Below are 18334 nucleotides of genomic sequence, written 5' to 3' on the forward strand. Positions count from 1 at the left end.
TTTCAAACTTGAAAAACCTTCATCACCTCGTCTCCGAAGTGATTGATCACCTTCACCGCAATCCGCTTGCTCGCCGGTCGTTCGAATGGGCGCGATGTGTCGGAATACAGTGTGGCCCACGCATCCTCGTCGATTTCGGCCTTCAAAGCGGTTTTTAGGCTTTGATAGGGATCGTTGGCGCCGAGGAAATAGGCGTGACGGACGAAGAAGCTCTCATCGTTATACGCGGTGTCGATGAACCAGGCGGCGATGCCGGCGGTGTCGTTGGAGCGGATATCGCCGGTGTTGGGGTCGAACACATCCACACCGTTCACCTTCACCCGAATTTCGGCGCCGCCTTCGTCCAGAATGTCCACATCTGGTTCGCCGAACACCACGAACATGTTGCCGCGCCCGGTATTTTTCAGTTCGGCGGACATGTGCATGTCCGGGTTGATGCGGGCTTTCAGGATTTTAAGACTGCCGAGATTGCCGAGTTCGGTGGAAAGGGCATCAAAATTGAAGGCGCAGGCAATCAGCACGTCGAACCGTGCATCTACAGCCTCGCGCGCTGCCATCACGATGTCCTGCCGTCCTACCGTACCGTATTCCGGCCCGATCAGGATGGCGGCACGGCGTTCACGGCCGTCTTCGCCCTCGGTGAATTTTCCCTCGGCACCGACATATGTGCCGGGCCACGGCATCAAGCTCTCGAACGTAATTCGATCGTGTTTTTTCTCCTGCTTCACGCCTTCGGACTTGAGATAGTCGATGACGACGGCGGAAAAATCCTGCCCGGCCTGGCTGGCATCGACCGGTTTGGCATCGCCGCGTAGTTCTTCCTCGCTAGCCGGGAGCACGCGGTGCGGCGAGAGGCTTTCGACCGTGAACGGGCCGGCGACGCGGACACGCGCATTGTCGGTATAGGGTTTGTCGTACAGATATTCGACATCGGCGCGCGCGGCGATGCTGGCATCGATCTCGCGCTGCCGGGCGATCCGCGCCGCCCACCAGTCTGCATGCGCCGCGCGCGCGGCGGCCGGCGCGGTTTTCAGCAATTCGCGGGGGATTTGCCATTCCTCCCATCTCTGCCCCATCGCCGTGCTGAGCGTCGCGCGCAAAGGCTCCAGCACCGCCTGATATTTGTCCCAGATCTCGTCAATCACCGGGTTGTTGGCAATTGAGCTAAGCATAACGTGCGGTACGCGCTCATAGACAAAGCCCTGGCGGATATCGTGATGCACCGGTGTGTCAGACGGCGGCCGTTTCGTCAGTTCGGCTTCCTTGGCGCGGCCTTCACGGCTGTCGGCCAGCAGATACCACGGATAGCGTGCAGCCATCAGGCGGGTGCGGGCCAGAGCGAGGGCGACGCGGCTGGTGTCCATGGTGATCCAGCGTCGTCCCCACTGCTCAGCGACGTAAGCGGTGGTGCCGGAGCCGCACGTAGGGTCGAGTACCAGATCGCCGGGGTCGGTGGCCATGAGGATGCAGCGCTGAATTACTTTCTGCGCCGTCTGTACAACGTAGACTTTATCTTCTGTGAAATTTCCCGTCTGCGTATCAGACCAGACGTTTGACAAAGGAATTGCATCGAAGTCGTCTAGATATCGGATATACTGCACACTTTTCTTAGTCTTCCAGATTCGCCCGGCGCGCCCAAGCGTTTTTAGACCCTTTGCGTCCGTTTTGAAGGTTCCCTTCCCCGGAGGAAACGTTTGACCTTCAAATTGGAACTCTCGAACATCTCCGTCTGCGGCAGGACGCGAACTGGTGATGTTATCCGGCCGGAACACACGTTCCCCCAGATCTAGAGCTGACTGTTCCGCTGCCCCTAAGCGTCGGAACGTTCCATCAGATTTCATTGCCATGCGATACACTTGATCAGTCGAAGAGCCAGCAGCTTTCGGCTGAAATGGACTGTGGAATTTTAAACTTGATCCATACTTAGCAAACCAAATGATATAGTTTGTGGCGGCTGACAGAGTAGAGTTAACGCGGCCGGTTGTTGTTTGATAAGCGATCTGGCTCACGAAATTTTCTGTTCCAAACACCTCATCCATCACAGCGCGCACGCGATGCACATTCTCATCGCCAATTTGGACGAAGATCGACCCACCCTCCGTCAGAAGATCATGCATCACCGTCAGCCGGTCGCGCAGATAGGTGAGGTAGGAATGAATCCCGTCCTTCCACGTATCCCGGAACGCCTTCACCTGTTCCGGCTCCCGCGAAATATCGGTCTGTTTACCGTCCTTCACATCGCGCGACTGGGTGGACACCTGCCAGTTGGAATTGAATTTGATGCCGTAAGGCGGGTCGAAATAGATGCATTGCACCTTGCCCTTGAGGCTTTCGCGCTCGGCGAGGCTGGCCATGACCTGGAGCGAATCGCCTAGGATCATGCGGTTCGACCAATGCTGGTCGTGCTGATAGAATTCCGCGCGTTGCTCCGGCGTGATGCCGTTGAAGTCGGCGAACAAATCCGGCTCAGCGGTCTCTGCCTCGCGCTTTTGCGCGGTACGGCGTTTGAGATCGTCGATGATCGCCTTGGGGTGAATTTTTTCCTGGATATAGAGCGGTGGCACGTTGACCACGAGGTCTGACCAGTCCTGCCGATCCTTGCCACGCCAGACCAGTTGCGCATCGGACAGGGTCAGCGTGCCGGTTTCCGCAAGCTCGGCCATTTGCTCATCGGTGATGGTGATGCGCGCGCCGTTCCAGATCAACTCCGGCTGGCTCGGCTCCTCCGCCGTCCGCGTCTCCCCCTCGGCCAACGGCCGCGCGCGCGGATAATGCTGCGCTGGCCGCGGTGCGGAATCCTCATCGCGCCGAAAAAAACTCTCCATCTCGGCGGTCGGAATATTACGGCGCGTCGCCGCCTCATGCTTTAGCGCGTCGATCTGTTTGGCGGAGGATTTCGGTGGGCGGGCCATCAGGCTGCCATTCCGGTCTCATACGTGCCGATCAGTTCGGCTTCGCGTTCCTCGTCGCTGTACCCATCATCAAGATCGGGGGGAGCCACGTCTTCCCGTACGGCGGATTTGCCCATGACGTCTTCAATCATGGCGAGAAGTCCGCGGCGACGTGCGTCGAAAAAGGTCTGGAAATCGTCCGCTCGGAGAAGATTGTCATCGATGACGTGCGTATGAAGGATCGAGTTCAGCCGATCGGACGCAATTGGTGGGTTCTGCGCATTGCCCTGTTCGAGCCGGTTCAGGTAGGCGGACGGACCCACGCCACCGATGATGCGATTGGTGCGGGCCGACAGGGGGGTCTTGTTGATGACACTATTGTAAACCTCCGGCCTGATATTCTGTTTCTTGCACCACGCCTCCGGAAAGATATGATGAATGTCGACATTCTCATCGAAAAAGACAGCCTGGTCGAACGGCTGGCCGGAGCGAAAATCCTGCGCTCCCTTGCGCATCAGCAAGGCATGGACGCCTTTGTAGGCGGCGGAGAGACGGCTTCGAAGCGTGCGCAACCGTTCCTCGCGGAAATCGGCGCGTTCGATTGTCTGCGGCAGAGCACCGCCGTCGAGCCACCGCCCCACATCGCGGATGTCGAGGGCAAAACGTGTCTCGACGGCCGAACCATAAAGCTCACCGAAGACACCGCACCAGAACCATTGGGACAGACGCTGCCGGACAGCATCGTTTTCCCATTTGCCGCCCAGTTCAGCCAGGATGGCCGCGAGTGGGACGAGCTGGGTCTGGTATGGCAGATCACGGGCCCGAAAAATCTTCAGCCCATGGAGAAACTTCGCGGCGAGCTTATACCCCTGTTCGACGCTGTCGGCGTATTGCCGGTAGGCGGCAAGTGGTAGCTGGAGCAGACTGTTACGATTTGCGCTGATGGCCGGTGGTTCACGGCCCTCGGCCTCGGCGGTCTCCCGCACGGCCTTGGTATGAAGCAACGAGATCGCCTGGAGGAATTCAACCGACTCAACATGCGCAAGCACCGGTAGCTTCACCAGGCGTTCGCGTCGCGCCTTCCAATCGTCGCGCAATTGGAAATTCTCAGCGGCATACATGGCTGTGACAAGTTCGAATGCATCGAGTGCTTTGCCGCCCGTATTGACCTTCTCGAATACGAGACAAACGGCTGCGCGGCTGGTGTCCTTTCCAAGCGCAATCACCGGGACCTGGTAGTCCGCAAAATTGTTGATCACCTTGTCCGAGAACTCATTAATCAGATCCAGGTGGTGCTTGCGGGCCTCGGGGGCGTGAAATATCCATTTAAGCGCGGCCTGAATCCAATGCTGGGATTTGAATATCTGATCGACCGGAAAATGAAGCGCCGCAAATTCTGCGTCCTGGGTCGACAGATCCAGAGCGACATCGCGACCGAACGCCCCTCGGATAATTCGGTCCTCGGGCACTGCGACAATTGACTCGCGCCGTGACAGGGTCGGGTTGAGAGCCGCCTGAATGTCAAAATAGAAGTGCAGGCGGACCGGCCGTTTCCGCGCCGTCTGCGTCAGCACAGGATCGCGCGTGGAGGTCGATTGGTACAGCGATGTCATGCGTTGCTGTCCGTCGAGCAGATATGATTCGAGGTGCTTGGTAGCAGAAGGTGCGCCTTCGACGGGCCGGACAGCAAAAGCGATCTCGCCCGAAGCGTCGAGCGTCATCAAGGCCCCGACCGGGAAACCCTCCGACACCGACGCTAGAAGATCAATGATACGATCCTGGTCCCACACCCAGCCACGCTGAAAATCGGGAAGTTGCATTTTTCCGTCGTGGCAATCCTGCATTAGATCCTTGAGAAGGAACGGGTTTGTCTTGAACGACGTTGTCATTTGTCTGCTCCTAACAGCGTATCGACCATTGCGGCAAAATCTTCTTCCATCAACGCCCAGTCCCGGAATTCAGCAAAGCCCCATCGGCCGAAACCGCCCAGGTTGTTGACGCCAGGCACCCATAGGTCGCGCGTGGTCTCCGCCTTGGCCTTGTCGGCCTCCGTGCGCAGCCCCTTCACTTCCAGAATGAGGTTGAGCGGTTCCGCTCCGCCGTCATCGAGCCGGACCAGAAAGTCCGGCACATAACGGCGCATAACCCCTCCATCGAGATAGGGGATTTCAAAGCCCATACCTTGATTCTTCGCATAGGCGATTACCCGCGGATGGCCTTCCAGCGTCAGGGCCAGCGGTTGTTCCCATGTGCTGTCCAGAACCACGTGGCTGATGTGCGATTTGGGCGGTCGCGCGCCGGTGGTCCAGCAGGGTTTGGACGTATTGAAATTGACATGGCGGGTTGAGCCTCGCGGATTATACGGGTCGAGTACCGCGAGCATCGGGCCGTCGCTCGCTCGGGTGAGCGCAATGTCGATCTTACTGGCTGCGCGCGCGAGTTGATCCTCGTACAGGATTGCGCCGATCGGGACGCCCTTGGTAACCAGATATCCTCCGTCGAGCCATAGGCGGGCGATTTTCTGGATTTGCGGAAACAGATGTTGCCGCGGCACGTTATCCTCATCGCGGAAATGATTGTAGAGAAGGTATTTCGCGAGATTGAAGCTGATTTCGGAGGGGCGGAGCCGCTCCATAATTTCGGGCGTGATGGTGACGCCCTGGCCAACAATGCCCTCCATCACCACTGACGTCGGCCCGATATCGGCCGGTGTGATTTCCAGCCTGCTGTCTTCGTTGAAACTGGCTTCAAGGCGGTCCGGTGGGAGGGCGCGCCGATAACCGCTGACGCGCGGAAATTTGATTTCCAATGCCGCGCGATCCTTGATGGCGTGAACATGCGTGACCGGTTTGGGTTTGGTTGGCTTTGTCTCCTGCGGAGACGCCGCAAAATCGAACGGTATGCCCATGATGTCGGCATATTCCACGTCGAACAGGCCGGTTTCCGGATTGAGATCATACGATTGGCGGCGCAGGCCACGACCGACCACCTGCTCGCAGAGCAACTGGGTACCGAAGGCGCGCACGCCGAGAATATGTGTGACCGTGTTGGTATCCCAACCTTCGGTCAGCATGGAGACGGAGACGACGCAGCGGATCTGTTCGCCCAGACGACCAACACGGCCGACCGTGTTCATCGCTTCACGCAACAGATCAGCGTCGCTGGCTTCGCCTTGGACGCTCGCGGCGCCGTCCCGCGTGGCTTTTTCGCGTTTAAACTGCGCGATCTCGGCGGCCGCAGCCGCGGCAAAGCCTTTATCGAGTGCATCGCCAGCTTCGATCTGGCGGGAATCGATCAATAGGGTACGGGGGCGCGGCAGCCTGCCGCCCTGATTGTCATAGTTGCGGAACAGTTCGAGGTGTCCCGCATGAAAGCTTGTGCGTTCGGTCTCATTACCGTCGTCACGCTCAAAGCCGGCGATCCACTCGAACACCAGTTTCGAGATGGCGGTGTTCTGGCAAACCACGATGAATACGGGCGGCACTTCGATCCCTGCGCGCTGCCATCGCTCGAATTCGCCCTCATAATGGCTGTACAGGGCATTGAGTGCGGTCTTAAGCGTGTTGGGAAGGTTGAATGGGCTGAGTTTTGCGGCTCCGGTTGTGGTTTTTGGCAGATCTTTGCCGATATGCTTCCACAAATCCCGATAGACGACGGTATCGGTCTGGACCAGATTGTCCGTGACGGGGACGCGCGGCAGCTTGACGATGCCGCTCTCGATCGCGTCGATCAGGCTGAAATCAGAGACGACCCAGGGAAACAAATAGCCTTCCGCGTAGCCCGATCCCCGCAGGAAGAACGGCGTGGCCGAAAGATCGTAAACCGTGCGCACACCGTTTGAGAGTTTACGATCCAGCGCCTCGATACCGTTGATCCAGAGGCGGGCGGCTTCCTCATTTACGTTTGCCTCTTTCCTCTCGTCAGCGGTCAACGTGCCTTCCACATTGTCGCCGACTTTGTGGCGATAGCAATGATGCGCTTCATCGTTGATGACGTTGACGCTGGCATAGTGAAGCAGCTTCCCACAAGCGCGCTGAAGCATCATCGTGTCGGTTTCGACGGTCTCCACCGGTTCCGGTGCGTTTCCTTGCAAAAAGCTACGGGAAACCTTCGGCAACGCGAGCGTCTCGCGGTGTTGGAAGGCGTGATAGTTGGTGATGACGATTTCGGCGCGGCGGATGTCGGGCAGCATTTCAGGTGGAACCAAACCGCGCGTTTCGTAGTAGTTGTTCGGGTCGCTTGGCTGCAGCACGCGGAGGCGATCCTTGATCGTAATGCCGGGCGCAATGATCAGGAAAGCGCGCGAAAAATCTTTAGAATCCTTGCGCGCGGCGTTCACCGCCTGCCAGGCAATCAACATGGCCATGACCGTGGTTTTGCCACTGCCGGTGGCCATCTTCAGGGCAATGCGAAATAGGGCGGGGTTGGCTTCGGCATTGGCCGCGGCGATACGATTGAGAAAATCTTTCCCGACCTGGCGTTTCGGGGCCACCTCCGTCAACCAGATCACCGTCTCGATTGCCTCGATCTGGCAGAAGAACGGCCGGGGACCGTCGAAATCTTCGCGCCGCCAATGTTGAAGAAGTGCCTGTGTCGCCGGTGAGACGCTCCACTTTGCCGGATCGGTCTGCCGGCGCCACTCATCGACGTGCCGACGGATGTCGTTGATCAGCGGGTTCTCTTCATAAACCTCCAGTCCAAGCGACCCCTGGGCAGAAGCGGCCTTTTTTCGAGTTGCCGGCACCGGTACGACAAATCGGGAGACCCGCCGCCCCGCAACAGGATCCCCACCAAGAGGCTGGCCGTGCTCATCGAGTGAATGGTGCCATTCCGGCACGCGATAAGGCGAGTTCAGGATCGGCCGTTCGTAAAAACTACTCGCCTTCATAGCCTCCCTTTCGCACGCTCATTTTGGATTTGGAGGGCTTGCGTGCGTGTTAACAACGATATCATACTGGGAAGGATAAAAATTTTCGAGTGGGTCCTTTCTCGTCACGGTCACGAATTCGAGATTTCAGCGATGCCCGATCGCCATTCAGCATGACCGCGCGGTTCGCTTCACATCTGTTGCCCTTATAACAGCGGAGCCAGCACGATGCGAACGCGTGATATCCTGAGATATAGGCGTTCTAGCGGAGCGCGGATGGGGATCTCAGGCAGACAGGAACTCTGAAGACGATGAGATGCCAGACAAGCGCACCAACTTCGGCAACATAGGCGCGGTGCCAGAGACGTCCCTCGATACTCGGCACGGGCCCGGGTCGATCGACAAATGCGAGCCGCTCATCCGCCGCCTTGCATGCCGATCGCCAGTTTTAGAGCAGACTGCCCAATATCCGGTGACGCTTCGCCACCACGGATACCCGGCCGCCCTCCGCTTCGACCTCCGCCAGCAACGCGGCCTTCTCGGACTCCGATCACATCCGCCGCCGCTCGACCCGCGCAACGATCTCTCCCTCAACCAGCCGCCTCCTTATAAGTCTTCTGTAACGGGCTGATAGATGTCAAGTCTCTCGCTTAGCGCGGCACCTCCGCCGGTGCCTTGCTTCTTTGTGCAGTCGCCACGTGGCCGCTGCTCAATGGGGTCTAATGAGGACCGGCCGGTCGATCTCCAATAAGCGCAGTCTTCGATTGATGCTACTGGGCTCACAGCGGCCTGACCCGATCCATCGTCCCGGCGAAGGGACCTGCCACGGACGAGAGGTATCAGCCGCGCTCGAACTCGATATCTCCTACCGTGGCGAGACGAACTTGATCGGCAGAAATAACGGTGACTGCGATTCCGGTGCGCATCGCATAAACTTGTATGCCAGCCCATGCGCCGGAATCCCCCAACGGACTCTTTTGTCAGATAATATCTACTAGAAACGCATAGCAGCGATTCCGTTCATACGGCCTAATTTAACTTTCATTTAATCACCATCGTGAAATTCATTATGACATTTCTTAATAAAAAGGCATGCATCCGATACCGCCTTTATTAATTCATCAACTGTATTAACACCCCGATAGAAGCTATAAAATGTACCTTTATCTTCAACATCTAGATATTTAAAATTATCTGCACAATATGTTTCCTTAACACGCTGCGACGTATCGCTCCGATTTCGGATATAGTATTGGACTCGAAACCTATGAGCCGAGTTCATTTTTTCGGGATGAGGCGGCGATAATACATTTATTTTGTGGTCAAGGTCTTTGTAAGGCTTAATACATGTAGTGTTTCCAAAACCGTCTTTGGTCCAATCGTCCGGAAAGATTTGAACGTCTAAGTTTTCGAATATTTTCTTTGCTATTGGGGTAACCATGTGATAGATCGAGTCATAATAAGCTTCAAGAAGATCAGAGACTTGCTTCACTTTGCCAAGATTATCGGACAAATACTGAAAGTCCGCCTCAGTAAGCGTGTTATGTTTCATTGGTTCGAGTATCCTTTCTAACGAAGTTAAGAAATCAGCAAACAAAACATGCCATTTATTATGGCTTGTTATGGAAGATAAAAAGAGTTTTAAGCTCGCAATGAAAAGGTTTGTTGGTATCCACTTCCAGTTGGGGATCTTAGGATCGTATGGCGCGAGGATTACAAAGTGAATACGTTTTTCCGCTCCGGCATAATCCCGAGCCCTACGCTCGTATTCTCCGAATGGATTATTTGCGTGATGAAGTATTTTATTTTCAATTACGAGAGCCCAGTCTTTGCTCTCCAGAAAAATGTCAATGTGCCCTCGTTCGCGAATCGGAGCACCGATAAGAATAGGATCAAGACCGTTAAGATCACAGCATGAAAGAAATTCTTTCAATATAGAATCTCCGAAGTGATGCTGCTCGGCTGGGTTCAAATAGAACGCCAATATGTCTGACATTGGGTTTTCATAGTACCCACGCATACCTACATCAAAAAACGTCTTTTCGACATGTATTTTGGTTATCTTAGACGTCTTTTCAATAAACGACTTTAGCTCATCATCCATTCTGTAAACTCCTCGTTGTTGTTGTGTCTTTGTCCAATATGGTCGCTGTTACCGAATCTCCCCACGTGTAAAGATGCCAATCTAACTCACGCATCCCCCCGCAACGAAACCGCACAATGAGAGATCCATTGGTTTGTGGCTCCATCATTTGCGATGGGTGAAAAATCCATGCTCCCGCATCCTCCGCCGCTTCGGGGGTAAAATGGAGCACCACATCTTGCGGCGGTTCCTGGAATACCCCGAACGACTGAGCTGCATAGGCCGCCAAGTCGAATGGTTGCCGCGTGAACACTTCGCTTGAGACCCTCAGGTCGCTGATCCGGTCGATCCGCCATAGCCGCATTGCCTCCGCGCCAGGGATGTGCGCGATCAGATAGGCGCGACGTCCGTACAGGATTGCATAGGGGCAAAGCGTCCGCACAGTGGCGCGCGTCGCCTCGGCGGGGCGGTATTTCAAGCGGAGCATATTCGATGCCAAAATCGCCTTCCGCAGTTCGCTCAACAAAGACCGATCCAGCTTTAGCCGAGGCCCAGGGCTTGCTGCGCTGCCTTCCGCCTGCATCAGCAGCTCAACATCCGGCTCGGATCGTGTGAGCGCAGCCGGTGTCATCATCGCCCGCAGAGTCGCCGCGGCATCCTTCAAGTCGGACGCACGTGCGTCGTCGCCCCTGACGGATAACTCGCGTGCCAGCGTTTCCAGGGTTGCGATTGCGCCAGGCTGCGCCGGCAGTGCCGGAAGGGTTTCGCGAGGTAGACGCCAGCGCCGCACCCGATCTTCGCCATCGGTGAACGACAAGTGAGGAAAAATCTCCTCGATCCGGTCACGTAACCGTTCAATCGTCCGACGGCCAACTTCGAGATGCTCTGCCATCTCGTCGAGCGATAAACCCACTCGCGATCCCGAGAGCAGAACAGCAAGCCTCACCAGTCTCGTCGCCGGTTCATAACGCACAGAAGCAGACTGAACCGCACGACCGGTTCGAGCAACGTCGATATTCCTCCGGATCATGCGGCTCACGATGTTGTTATCGCCTTACCCCGAACCCGATCGGGCGCGCGCTACCTTCGCGGCCCTCGACCTCCGCAGTGAACAGATCAAGAATGGCGTCTGCGTCCTCGGCCAAACCGAGCACGGCAATCCGCCGGGCCACCCTGCTAAAATCGGCCGGCGTCAGTCGGTCGAGCCGGACCAGCCCCGCCGGCGGCTCGCCGGAGAAGGTTCGACGATACAGCGTTGTGGCCTGATCCGCCCGAAGCGGATGAAAATTCAGCCGCACCAGAAACCGCCGCAGACTTGCCTTATCCAAAAGGTCCGGCAAATTCGTTGTGCATACGAAGGGTAACGGATGGCTCTCCATCCAAGTCAGCATCTCGTTCACCTGGCTCACCTCCCACGATTGGTGCGCACTGGACCGATCCATCAGCAGCGAATCTGCTTCATCGAAAATCAGGAACGCATTGGTCGCCCGCGCCTCGGCAAACGCCGCCGCAATCTTCGCCTCGGTCTGGCCGACGTATGGCCCAAACAGATCCGATCCCCGCTTCTGCAATACGTTCATCCCCATCCGCCGCGCCAGATGCCTGGCGAACGCGCTCTTACCGGTCCCGGGCGGGCCGGACAGCAGCAGCGAAATTGTGCGCGACGCATCCGGCCGTGCCAGTCGCGCCGCGATCGCCGCCAGATCACCGTCGGCATGGCTCAACGCCGGATCATAAAGCGTCTCCACCTCGGCTTCGGGTGCTGCGACCGAACCATGCCCCATCGCCCGCGCCATCCCGGACGCCACCAGTGCGACGGTTTCCCCATCGCCCCCCACCAATCGCGTTGCGCGCAGTGCGGTTCGTGCAATTGAGGGAGCGGATGGGATCAGCCGCGCGAGTTTGTGTGCGGTCGGCGCATCGAGCGTTACATCTTCCGCTACCGCGAGTTCCTGCCACAGCTCCGCCCGTCGATCCTGCGGCGGCAACCGCACCTCGATGCACAGGCTCATCCGCCGCAACACGGCGGAGGAAAACGCATCGAGATCGTTCGCTGCCCAGATCATCGGTACTTTCGAGGTCTCGAGTAGCCGGTGTACGAATATTTTCGGGTCCGGTTCGCGGTCGCTCGTGCGCGGACGGAATAGATCCTCCGCCTCATCGAATAGATACAACGTCTCGTTATTCACGCCGATCCGTTGCGCGAGCAACAAGTCCGACAGGCGCTCACCGCGCGAGGGCTCTCGGCCCCTGTCGCTGCGCTCACCAATCACGTGAAGTTTCAACCCAAGCTCCGCCGCCAGACTTGCGGCACATTCGGTTTTACCCGTACCCGGAGGGCCATACAGCAGGATATGGATGCCCTGTTCGCGGCCCGAGGCGACCGACACGCGCAAGATCTGTCGTGCGATTTCGATTTCCGCGCCGAGATGCCGGAAGGCAACCCAAGGGAGTTTCGCCGGAACAGGTGCGCCCAACAACTCGGTCCGCACATCGGCATCCCCCACCGAGCAGGCCTCGATCAGTGCGACCAACCGCGTGCTGATCTGGATATAGCCTTCATTGTCCACCATGATCGCCCCGGAGGCTAACAACGGTGCGTCGGCACGGAACCGCGCGTTAATCGTGGCTGCTTCACCCCCGATCAGCAGGGCAAACAGATCAGGATAGCGCCGCAGCGTCGTCGCCCGGCCGCGTGCCGAAGCCAGGCCGTCGAATAGCCGCTCAAAGCGGTTGTCCAGCCGGTACAGCACGATCAGGCGGAACAAGGCGGCATCCACACTCTGCAAGCCGAGCGCTGCCGCAACCGCATCAAACCCCGCATCACGAGAGTCTGGCGCCGCAGCTGCCACGTCGTCCCCGTCTCGGGGTCGCTGGTGCAATGCCTGGTCGAACGCAGCCCATCGGACCTTGCCAATCGGCCGGTTCTTGCCTCGCCGGTCGCCCCGTTCCTGATCGTTCGCCGTGAACAGCCCGTCATGCAATCCAAGTTTTTGGCGGTTGCGTGCCAGCCATCCCACAAGCACTTGCGCTTCGTCCGACGCGGGTTCGACGGCCCTGAGAATGTTGCGTGCATAAACGAGAAGGCCATGGGCATCGATGCCGCCTGTGGCAGCATCCGCTATCTTTCCTGTCTCGGCCAATAGTTGCCAATGTGGCATGTCGTTGAATCCCAAGCTCACCGCGCAACCCTCCCGGCCCGTGCGACCGGAATCGCGGTAGCACTGCGCAACGCAGCCCCCTTTATTACTCGGGGGGTTGACGCCGTCGGCGCTATATCGACCTCGGTAATGATCGTGTCAGTTGGCATGATCCGCGCCGACGCAGCATAATCGCCCGAGTCGAGGTGAACCGGCACATAGGCGAGATTGAAGCCACCCGGCGCCGACGCCACAGTGCGAAATATAGTGGGCGCGACGGAGGACACGGAGCAACCAAGCATGGCGTAAGCCTCCGGTGAAAATTGGATCAGAAAAGGGGCATAGGATTTGAACATCGTCTTCTCCTGCTCCCGTGCTGCGGACAGAGAAATCCTGTCACGGCAATCAGCCGGGTTTCCTTCTGGATCAACGATGCGGCGGGCTAATTTCTCATGAGAATTTTTATAGCATGCTTATACGTCAGATATGGACGTACATAAATTCTTTCCGAGCCGACCAGCCAAAGCAGTAAATTCGGACAATTAACTGATACTGGCATGACATAGGGCGTAGGATAGGTGGTTGGCAATGTCATAGTCAGCCGTCTGTAGGTACCGCCAAACGGCAGCTTTGCGCTTCATGTCGGCCATTCCGGAGATACATGCCGGCCTCAAACAGCGGACATTGCGATGAGCATCTGCGCCGCCGCTTGTTGTTGGCGAAGATTAAGAGGATTTTCGCTTTTTCAGTGCCCCCTCGGCGTGACGCCGAAAGATGTGGGGAGCCTTGTCTAGCGCTGGGGCAATCCAAAGGGCGTCGTCGCGATCTGTCAAAAGATGGGGGGCGGCCATCTGCAATAGGGCGAGCAGAATCGACCAGCGTCGGTCGTTGGGCGCTGTCTCGAAGGACCTGAGCAAGTCCAGCGCGACCGTCTGCTGATTTTTGCGATCTAACGCCTCCAGAGCGACCCGCCGAGGATTGTCCTCTGTTTCATCCCTCAACATGGATTCGATTGCAGCGTCCAGACGGCCGGGCGGCAGCCAGCCTGCCAACTCGGCTCCGATCGCGCGAATGGCCCGGGACGGATCGGTCATGCAAGTTGCCAACGTCCTGTCCACCTGTTCCGCGCCCAGCCTCCGCAAGGCATGACCGACCGCCGCCAGGCTGTCTTGACGTTGCTGAGCGATGCCGATCAGACGCGATGATGCGTCATGGGGCGAGAGCCGGGCCAGCAACTGGGCCAGTGGCCGCAACTCATTTCGTGTGATACGAAGCTGCCGTTCGGCCGCCTGAGCGGCGCGTTCGATGTCGAATTTGGCTAGTGCATTGATCGCCTGTGTCTTCTCGCCCACGACGATACCATTCTCGTGAAAAGCTTGCTGGATGATCAGTTCCCGAATTTCACCATCGCCAGACTCGGCTGCGATTTCCAGCAATGGACAATTGCGAGGACGTTCCTTGCACAACCGAACGGCCCATTGGATGGCATCCGCACGGGTTTCCTCATGATGATGAAACTCCGCGACCAGAGCGATCTCAAGGTTGGTCCACTTCTCGAACGGCAAGTCACGGAGATGTGCTGCAAGGTCGGGTACAGCCGCGTCGCCCATGGACAAAAGCGCATCCAAAGCCCAACGGCCATTCTTTTCAGTCCGCAATAAGAGAAGAGCCTGTTGCCGAAAATCGGACGACTTGTCTCCCAACCGGTGAAGGGCGATGCATGCCATGCCTACAATTCGGCTGTCGGGCGGGAAAGTGGAAAGGATCTGCCGGACAGGCAAAATGAATTCAGTGTCCCTGCTCAGCCATGCGACCGTCAGTGCCTTGAGCAAACCCTCTTCCTCCGCTTCAGGAGCGGAGAGAACTTCGAACGCGTGGCTGGTCTGGGCCTTGCTCATAGGCCCAGACTCCGCCCTAAGTTCTTCCAAGTCAGCCGCCACTGCCTCCGGCCCGTCACCCCAGATTGACTCCACCACCCCCTCATCGGAGCCCGCCGCGGCGAGGGCGATGGTCGCCTTATAGCGCTCCTGCCATTCGTTTGAGTTCGGGGTCCCCTTGCCGTCAAACGTCACCGGCCGGCGGCCGATGGCTCGCAGAAGGTCGATAGTTTCCCGGTCAGGAGAAACGATTGCCCATTCTAGTCCGCCCAGACGCCCCCAATAATCGGCGGAACGCAGTTCATGGTTCACCAGCCGTGTAATCCCAATGCCGCCGACATTGATAAGGAACTGTCTGCACGGCTCCAATACGTGATCTAAGTGGTTCTTAGAATGCTTAACTCGAGCGCATGCGACTTCTTCGACCATATGCTCTAATTGGCCACCAGCTTCCTCTCGCAGGACAGCCAGTAGATCCGGTCGGGAGATGCGGTTCAGAAGCCTAAGTGGGAAGGTCAGCCAGGGATGGCCCTCTCGCGCAGAAGCTGCCCCCCCCTTCAGTTCAACCTCCAGCGCTCGTAAACGGAAGCGTAGCATGGATACGTCGAGTTGATCCGCTCGATCCGTGAACAATTCGTCGATGATGTGCGTACCACGGGCCTCAGTGTGTGCCATAGCCAGCAGCTTCCGGTGTGTTTCATCCGGCCGCGCGTTGAGCATCTGCGGCAGCCACCAGTTTCGCGAGCTCGCCAACTCCGGATGGTAGATCTCTGGCAGTTTCTCGATTGCCTGCTCGGGGGCCAATCGGACGAGGTTCGAGAGGGCGGCGCTGTTTGCCCAATCCTCCTGCCGAGTAAGGCAGGATAGAAGAAAATCCATCAGCGACAGATCACCGAACCGCCCGACGCAGTAGATCAGACTGCGCGGGCGACCAGGCGGAACCTTCGTTATCAAGTCATCCTTGACATCAAACCAGATGTCGCGAGCGGCCGAGTAGTCGAGATTGTTGAGGAGGTAGGCGAGTTGATTGACCCGCTCCTGCTTCGGGTCAGCATTCCTTATCCGCTGCCGAAGCCATCCCGGGTCAGCCTGAACCGCAGCGCGCAGGGCAGCAAAGCTGGCGTCATAGTCTCGGTGGTTCCAGCGACAATTCTCCAACTCTTGATGCGTGCAATCTAGCACTTCACACCTTTCTTGGTGCAGTTCCCACAGGCGGTCGAGGAAACGCGCTGAGGACTTCGCAGTCACCAGGGAAATACCGACAGATTGCCGTTCCGCAGACGGAGACCGCAACAGTTGCTCAGCCAAAGACGACAGGTCCACACCGTCCTGCGTTGCGATCACTGAGAGAGCGTGGGTAACGAGCTTGACCCGATAATCCCGCGCAGGCAACTGGTCGAAACGAACCTTCAGAGCATCCACCACCCGTTCACCGAGCGTTGGCAACAGATGTGTATACAGATCCTGGCCGTAACTACCGTAGTGCGGACTTGCCTCCAGACGAGCAATGAGATCGGCAAGAACATCGGCCCTTGTCCCATTGCCGGCCAACAGCCACAGCAAATCCATGGGCACATAACCGAGACGCTTGGCGAAGTTGTTGGAAAACCCATCGACGCACTTCAGCAGGGTTTCCACCATTTGCTCGGCCGTGAGCTTGCCGGCCGACATCTGCTGCGCAAGGAATACCGCCACGGCCCAGTTGAGCAAACGATCATGCGCGAAACTGGTTAGGCCGCCGGGCAGGCAGTTCAGCCATCCCGAGGCACGCAGGCGTTCAACGGCGTCCGGATCGAGACTGACCTCCCGCCAGTGATTCCTCTCGACAGGATAGGAGGCACCTTCCAGAACCCGGATCGCGATGGCTATCAGGATGCCGTCGTCCCCAGCCTTGGTCCTAAACTGCATCCGTCTCCAGAAGGCGTCGAAAATTTCGTATTCACAGTTTGGTGCTGTCCTGAACGTGTCGTAGGGGAGCTGCAGGTATAGGCCGGCGAGGATTGGAGTGCGGAGTAACTGCTGGAGATCGCTCGGTAATTCTCCCCAGTTGCGGCCTTTACGGGCGAGAAAGTCGTTAATTTCCGACACGGAAAACCAACAGACGCGATGGACCCTGACGTCGCTCACGGCGTTCTGTGCCATCGAGGCGACCGAAGCGGGCACCGACATCACGAGACGCATCCCCCAGCGTTTCCATGGCTGGGTAATGAGGTCACGAGCCAAGTCCACATCCTGCACGTCATCGACTGCGATGGTCAGCCACGGCAATGGCGCATCTGGGGCCATGGCACAGTAATGTGATGTCAATGCGCCTGGCGACTTTTCGTCGGTGGCTCCCAACCCCTCCTGCCACACGACTCGTATGGCTCTGGCTAGTGTGGTTTCCGCGTCCCTCCCTGGGGAAACCCAAACGATGGGTTGACGGGCATCGGCTTGGGTTTGAGCCAGTTTCGCAAGCTGCCATGTCTTGCCCTCACCGCTTTCGCCGGCGATGAGGAGTACGGGGGCATCAGTCGGCCATTCAGCAGGCTCGCGAACATCCATGTCCGCCCGGTAGTGTATTCCCCCGAGTTTGTCATCGAGCACAGAGGCAAGAGTTTGGTTGAGTTTCGCAAGATTGCGCAAGCGATCGGGATCAAGGCCCGCACCACGGAGCAGCTCATCAATGTCCGCTGCGGAAAGGTACTTTTCCCCCGTGCTCAACCGTTCCATCAGCATGCCGACAAGTTGCTGCCGCTTGGCGACCTCGTCACCCAGATTCGCGCAAATCGGCCGGATCATCGTCTCGATCAAATCGGAGCAACGGTCGGGCGAGGCATCGAACTCCATCTCGAATTTTTTCAGAAGATCGAGAACTGTTGCCGTTTCATCCTTGCGCTCACGTTCGGAGACGCGCCTTGTCACTTTGACAATGTGATCGAAAAGCTCGCGGAAAGTGTTAGGCAGGTTCTCACCGAAGTGATGAGGTTCGGTCGCATCAAGGTCGGCCGGATCGCTGATCCCCCGTACCGCTTCGAGAAAGGCCTCGAAGGTCGTGAGCCGTCCCTTCCGGCCATCCGTGACGAAGCGGTATCTCCCGTTTGTCAAAGGCGGTTCAGGCACGGCCGTGCGCAGGTCCGGCAGCACGTCCTCGACAATAGCCCGGACGGCCCAAGTGCTGTCGGGTCGAACCTTATACTGTTCGACGAGATACACTCCATGGCCTTCAAGGCGGGCATCCCCGCCATCCTTCGGCTCAAGGATTATGCACGCCTCGTCAGGCAGATCCGTCGTGGAGATCCGGCCCGTGATGCGGACCGACGCCAGCCAGCCGAGATGGCTTAGGATCTGGTACAAGAAGCCGTTAATCGCCGCCGGCCCGCCTCTCTGGACCATACACCACCTCCGGAAACTGAAAGTCTGTCGTAGGGAGTGCTTAAATTATCATGGAGGCATGATTACAACCATGGATAAGCGGAAAAAGCTGAAGTTCAGCC

At 57.7% G+C, this 18334-nt stretch carries 8 protein-coding genes; all 8 read right to left on the reverse strand.

Annotated elements, in window-relative coordinates; translation table 11 throughout:
• Window positions 1-2: 2 nt before the first annotated feature.
• The 8 genes from AruPA_RS17705 to AruPA_RS17740 all read right to left on the reverse strand — a co-directional run bounded on the left by AruPA_RS17705 (window position 3) and on the right by AruPA_RS17740 (window position 18233).
• On the reverse strand, window positions 3-2912 hold the full coding sequence (locus AruPA_RS17705; protein WP_265638082.1) for a site-specific DNA-methyltransferase: 2910 nt from the start codon (window positions 2910-2912) through the stop codon (window positions 3-5).
• Window positions 2912-4780, reverse strand: coding sequence for a DUF262 domain-containing protein (locus AruPA_RS17710; protein WP_265638083.1), 1869 nt, complete (start codon window positions 4778-4780; stop codon window positions 2912-2914). Before AruPA_RS17710 ends, AruPA_RS17705 begins: the two co-directional genes overlap by 1 nt.
• Window positions 4777-7779 (reverse strand): BPTD_3080 family restriction endonuclease, encoded by a 3003-nt coding sequence (locus AruPA_RS17715; RefSeq protein WP_265638084.1) that lies wholly within the window; start codon window positions 7777-7779, stop codon window positions 4777-4779. Before AruPA_RS17715 ends, AruPA_RS17710 begins: the two co-directional genes overlap by 4 nt.
• Before the next feature lie 1024 nt (window positions 7780-8803).
• Window positions 8804-9862, reverse strand: coding sequence for a PD-(D/E)XK nuclease family protein (locus tag AruPA_RS17720; protein WP_265638085.1), 1059 nt, complete (start codon window positions 9860-9862; stop codon window positions 8804-8806).
• Window positions 9855-10871 (reverse strand): YafY family protein, encoded by a 1017-nt coding sequence (locus AruPA_RS17725; RefSeq protein WP_265638105.1) that lies wholly within the window; start codon window positions 10869-10871, stop codon window positions 9855-9857. The genes AruPA_RS17720 and AruPA_RS17725 overlap by 8 nt, the downstream gene beginning before the upstream one ends.
• A gap of 16 nt (window positions 10872-10887) precedes the next feature.
• The gene (locus AruPA_RS17730) at window positions 10888-12693 is read right to left on the reverse strand and encodes an ATP-binding protein (RefSeq protein WP_265638086.1); all 1806 of its coding nucleotides are present in this window, start codon (window positions 12691-12693) and stop codon (window positions 10888-10890) included.
• 326 nt (window positions 12694-13019) lie between these two features.
• A complete protein-coding gene (locus AruPA_RS17735; protein WP_265638087.1) occupies window positions 13020-13337 on the reverse strand; it encodes a hypothetical protein in 318 nt (105 codons plus the stop codon).
• Window positions 13338-13706: 369 nt separating this feature from the next.
• On the reverse strand, window positions 13707-18233 hold the full coding sequence (locus tag AruPA_RS17740; protein ID WP_265638088.1) for a hypothetical protein: 4527 nt from the start codon (window positions 18231-18233) through the stop codon (window positions 13707-13709).
• Window positions 18234-18334 lie beyond the last annotated feature (101 nt).

This window comes from Acidiphilium sp. PA, assembly GCF_026191915.1.
Taxonomy (GTDB): Bacteria; Pseudomonadota; Alphaproteobacteria; order Acetobacterales; family Acetobacteraceae; genus Acidiphilium.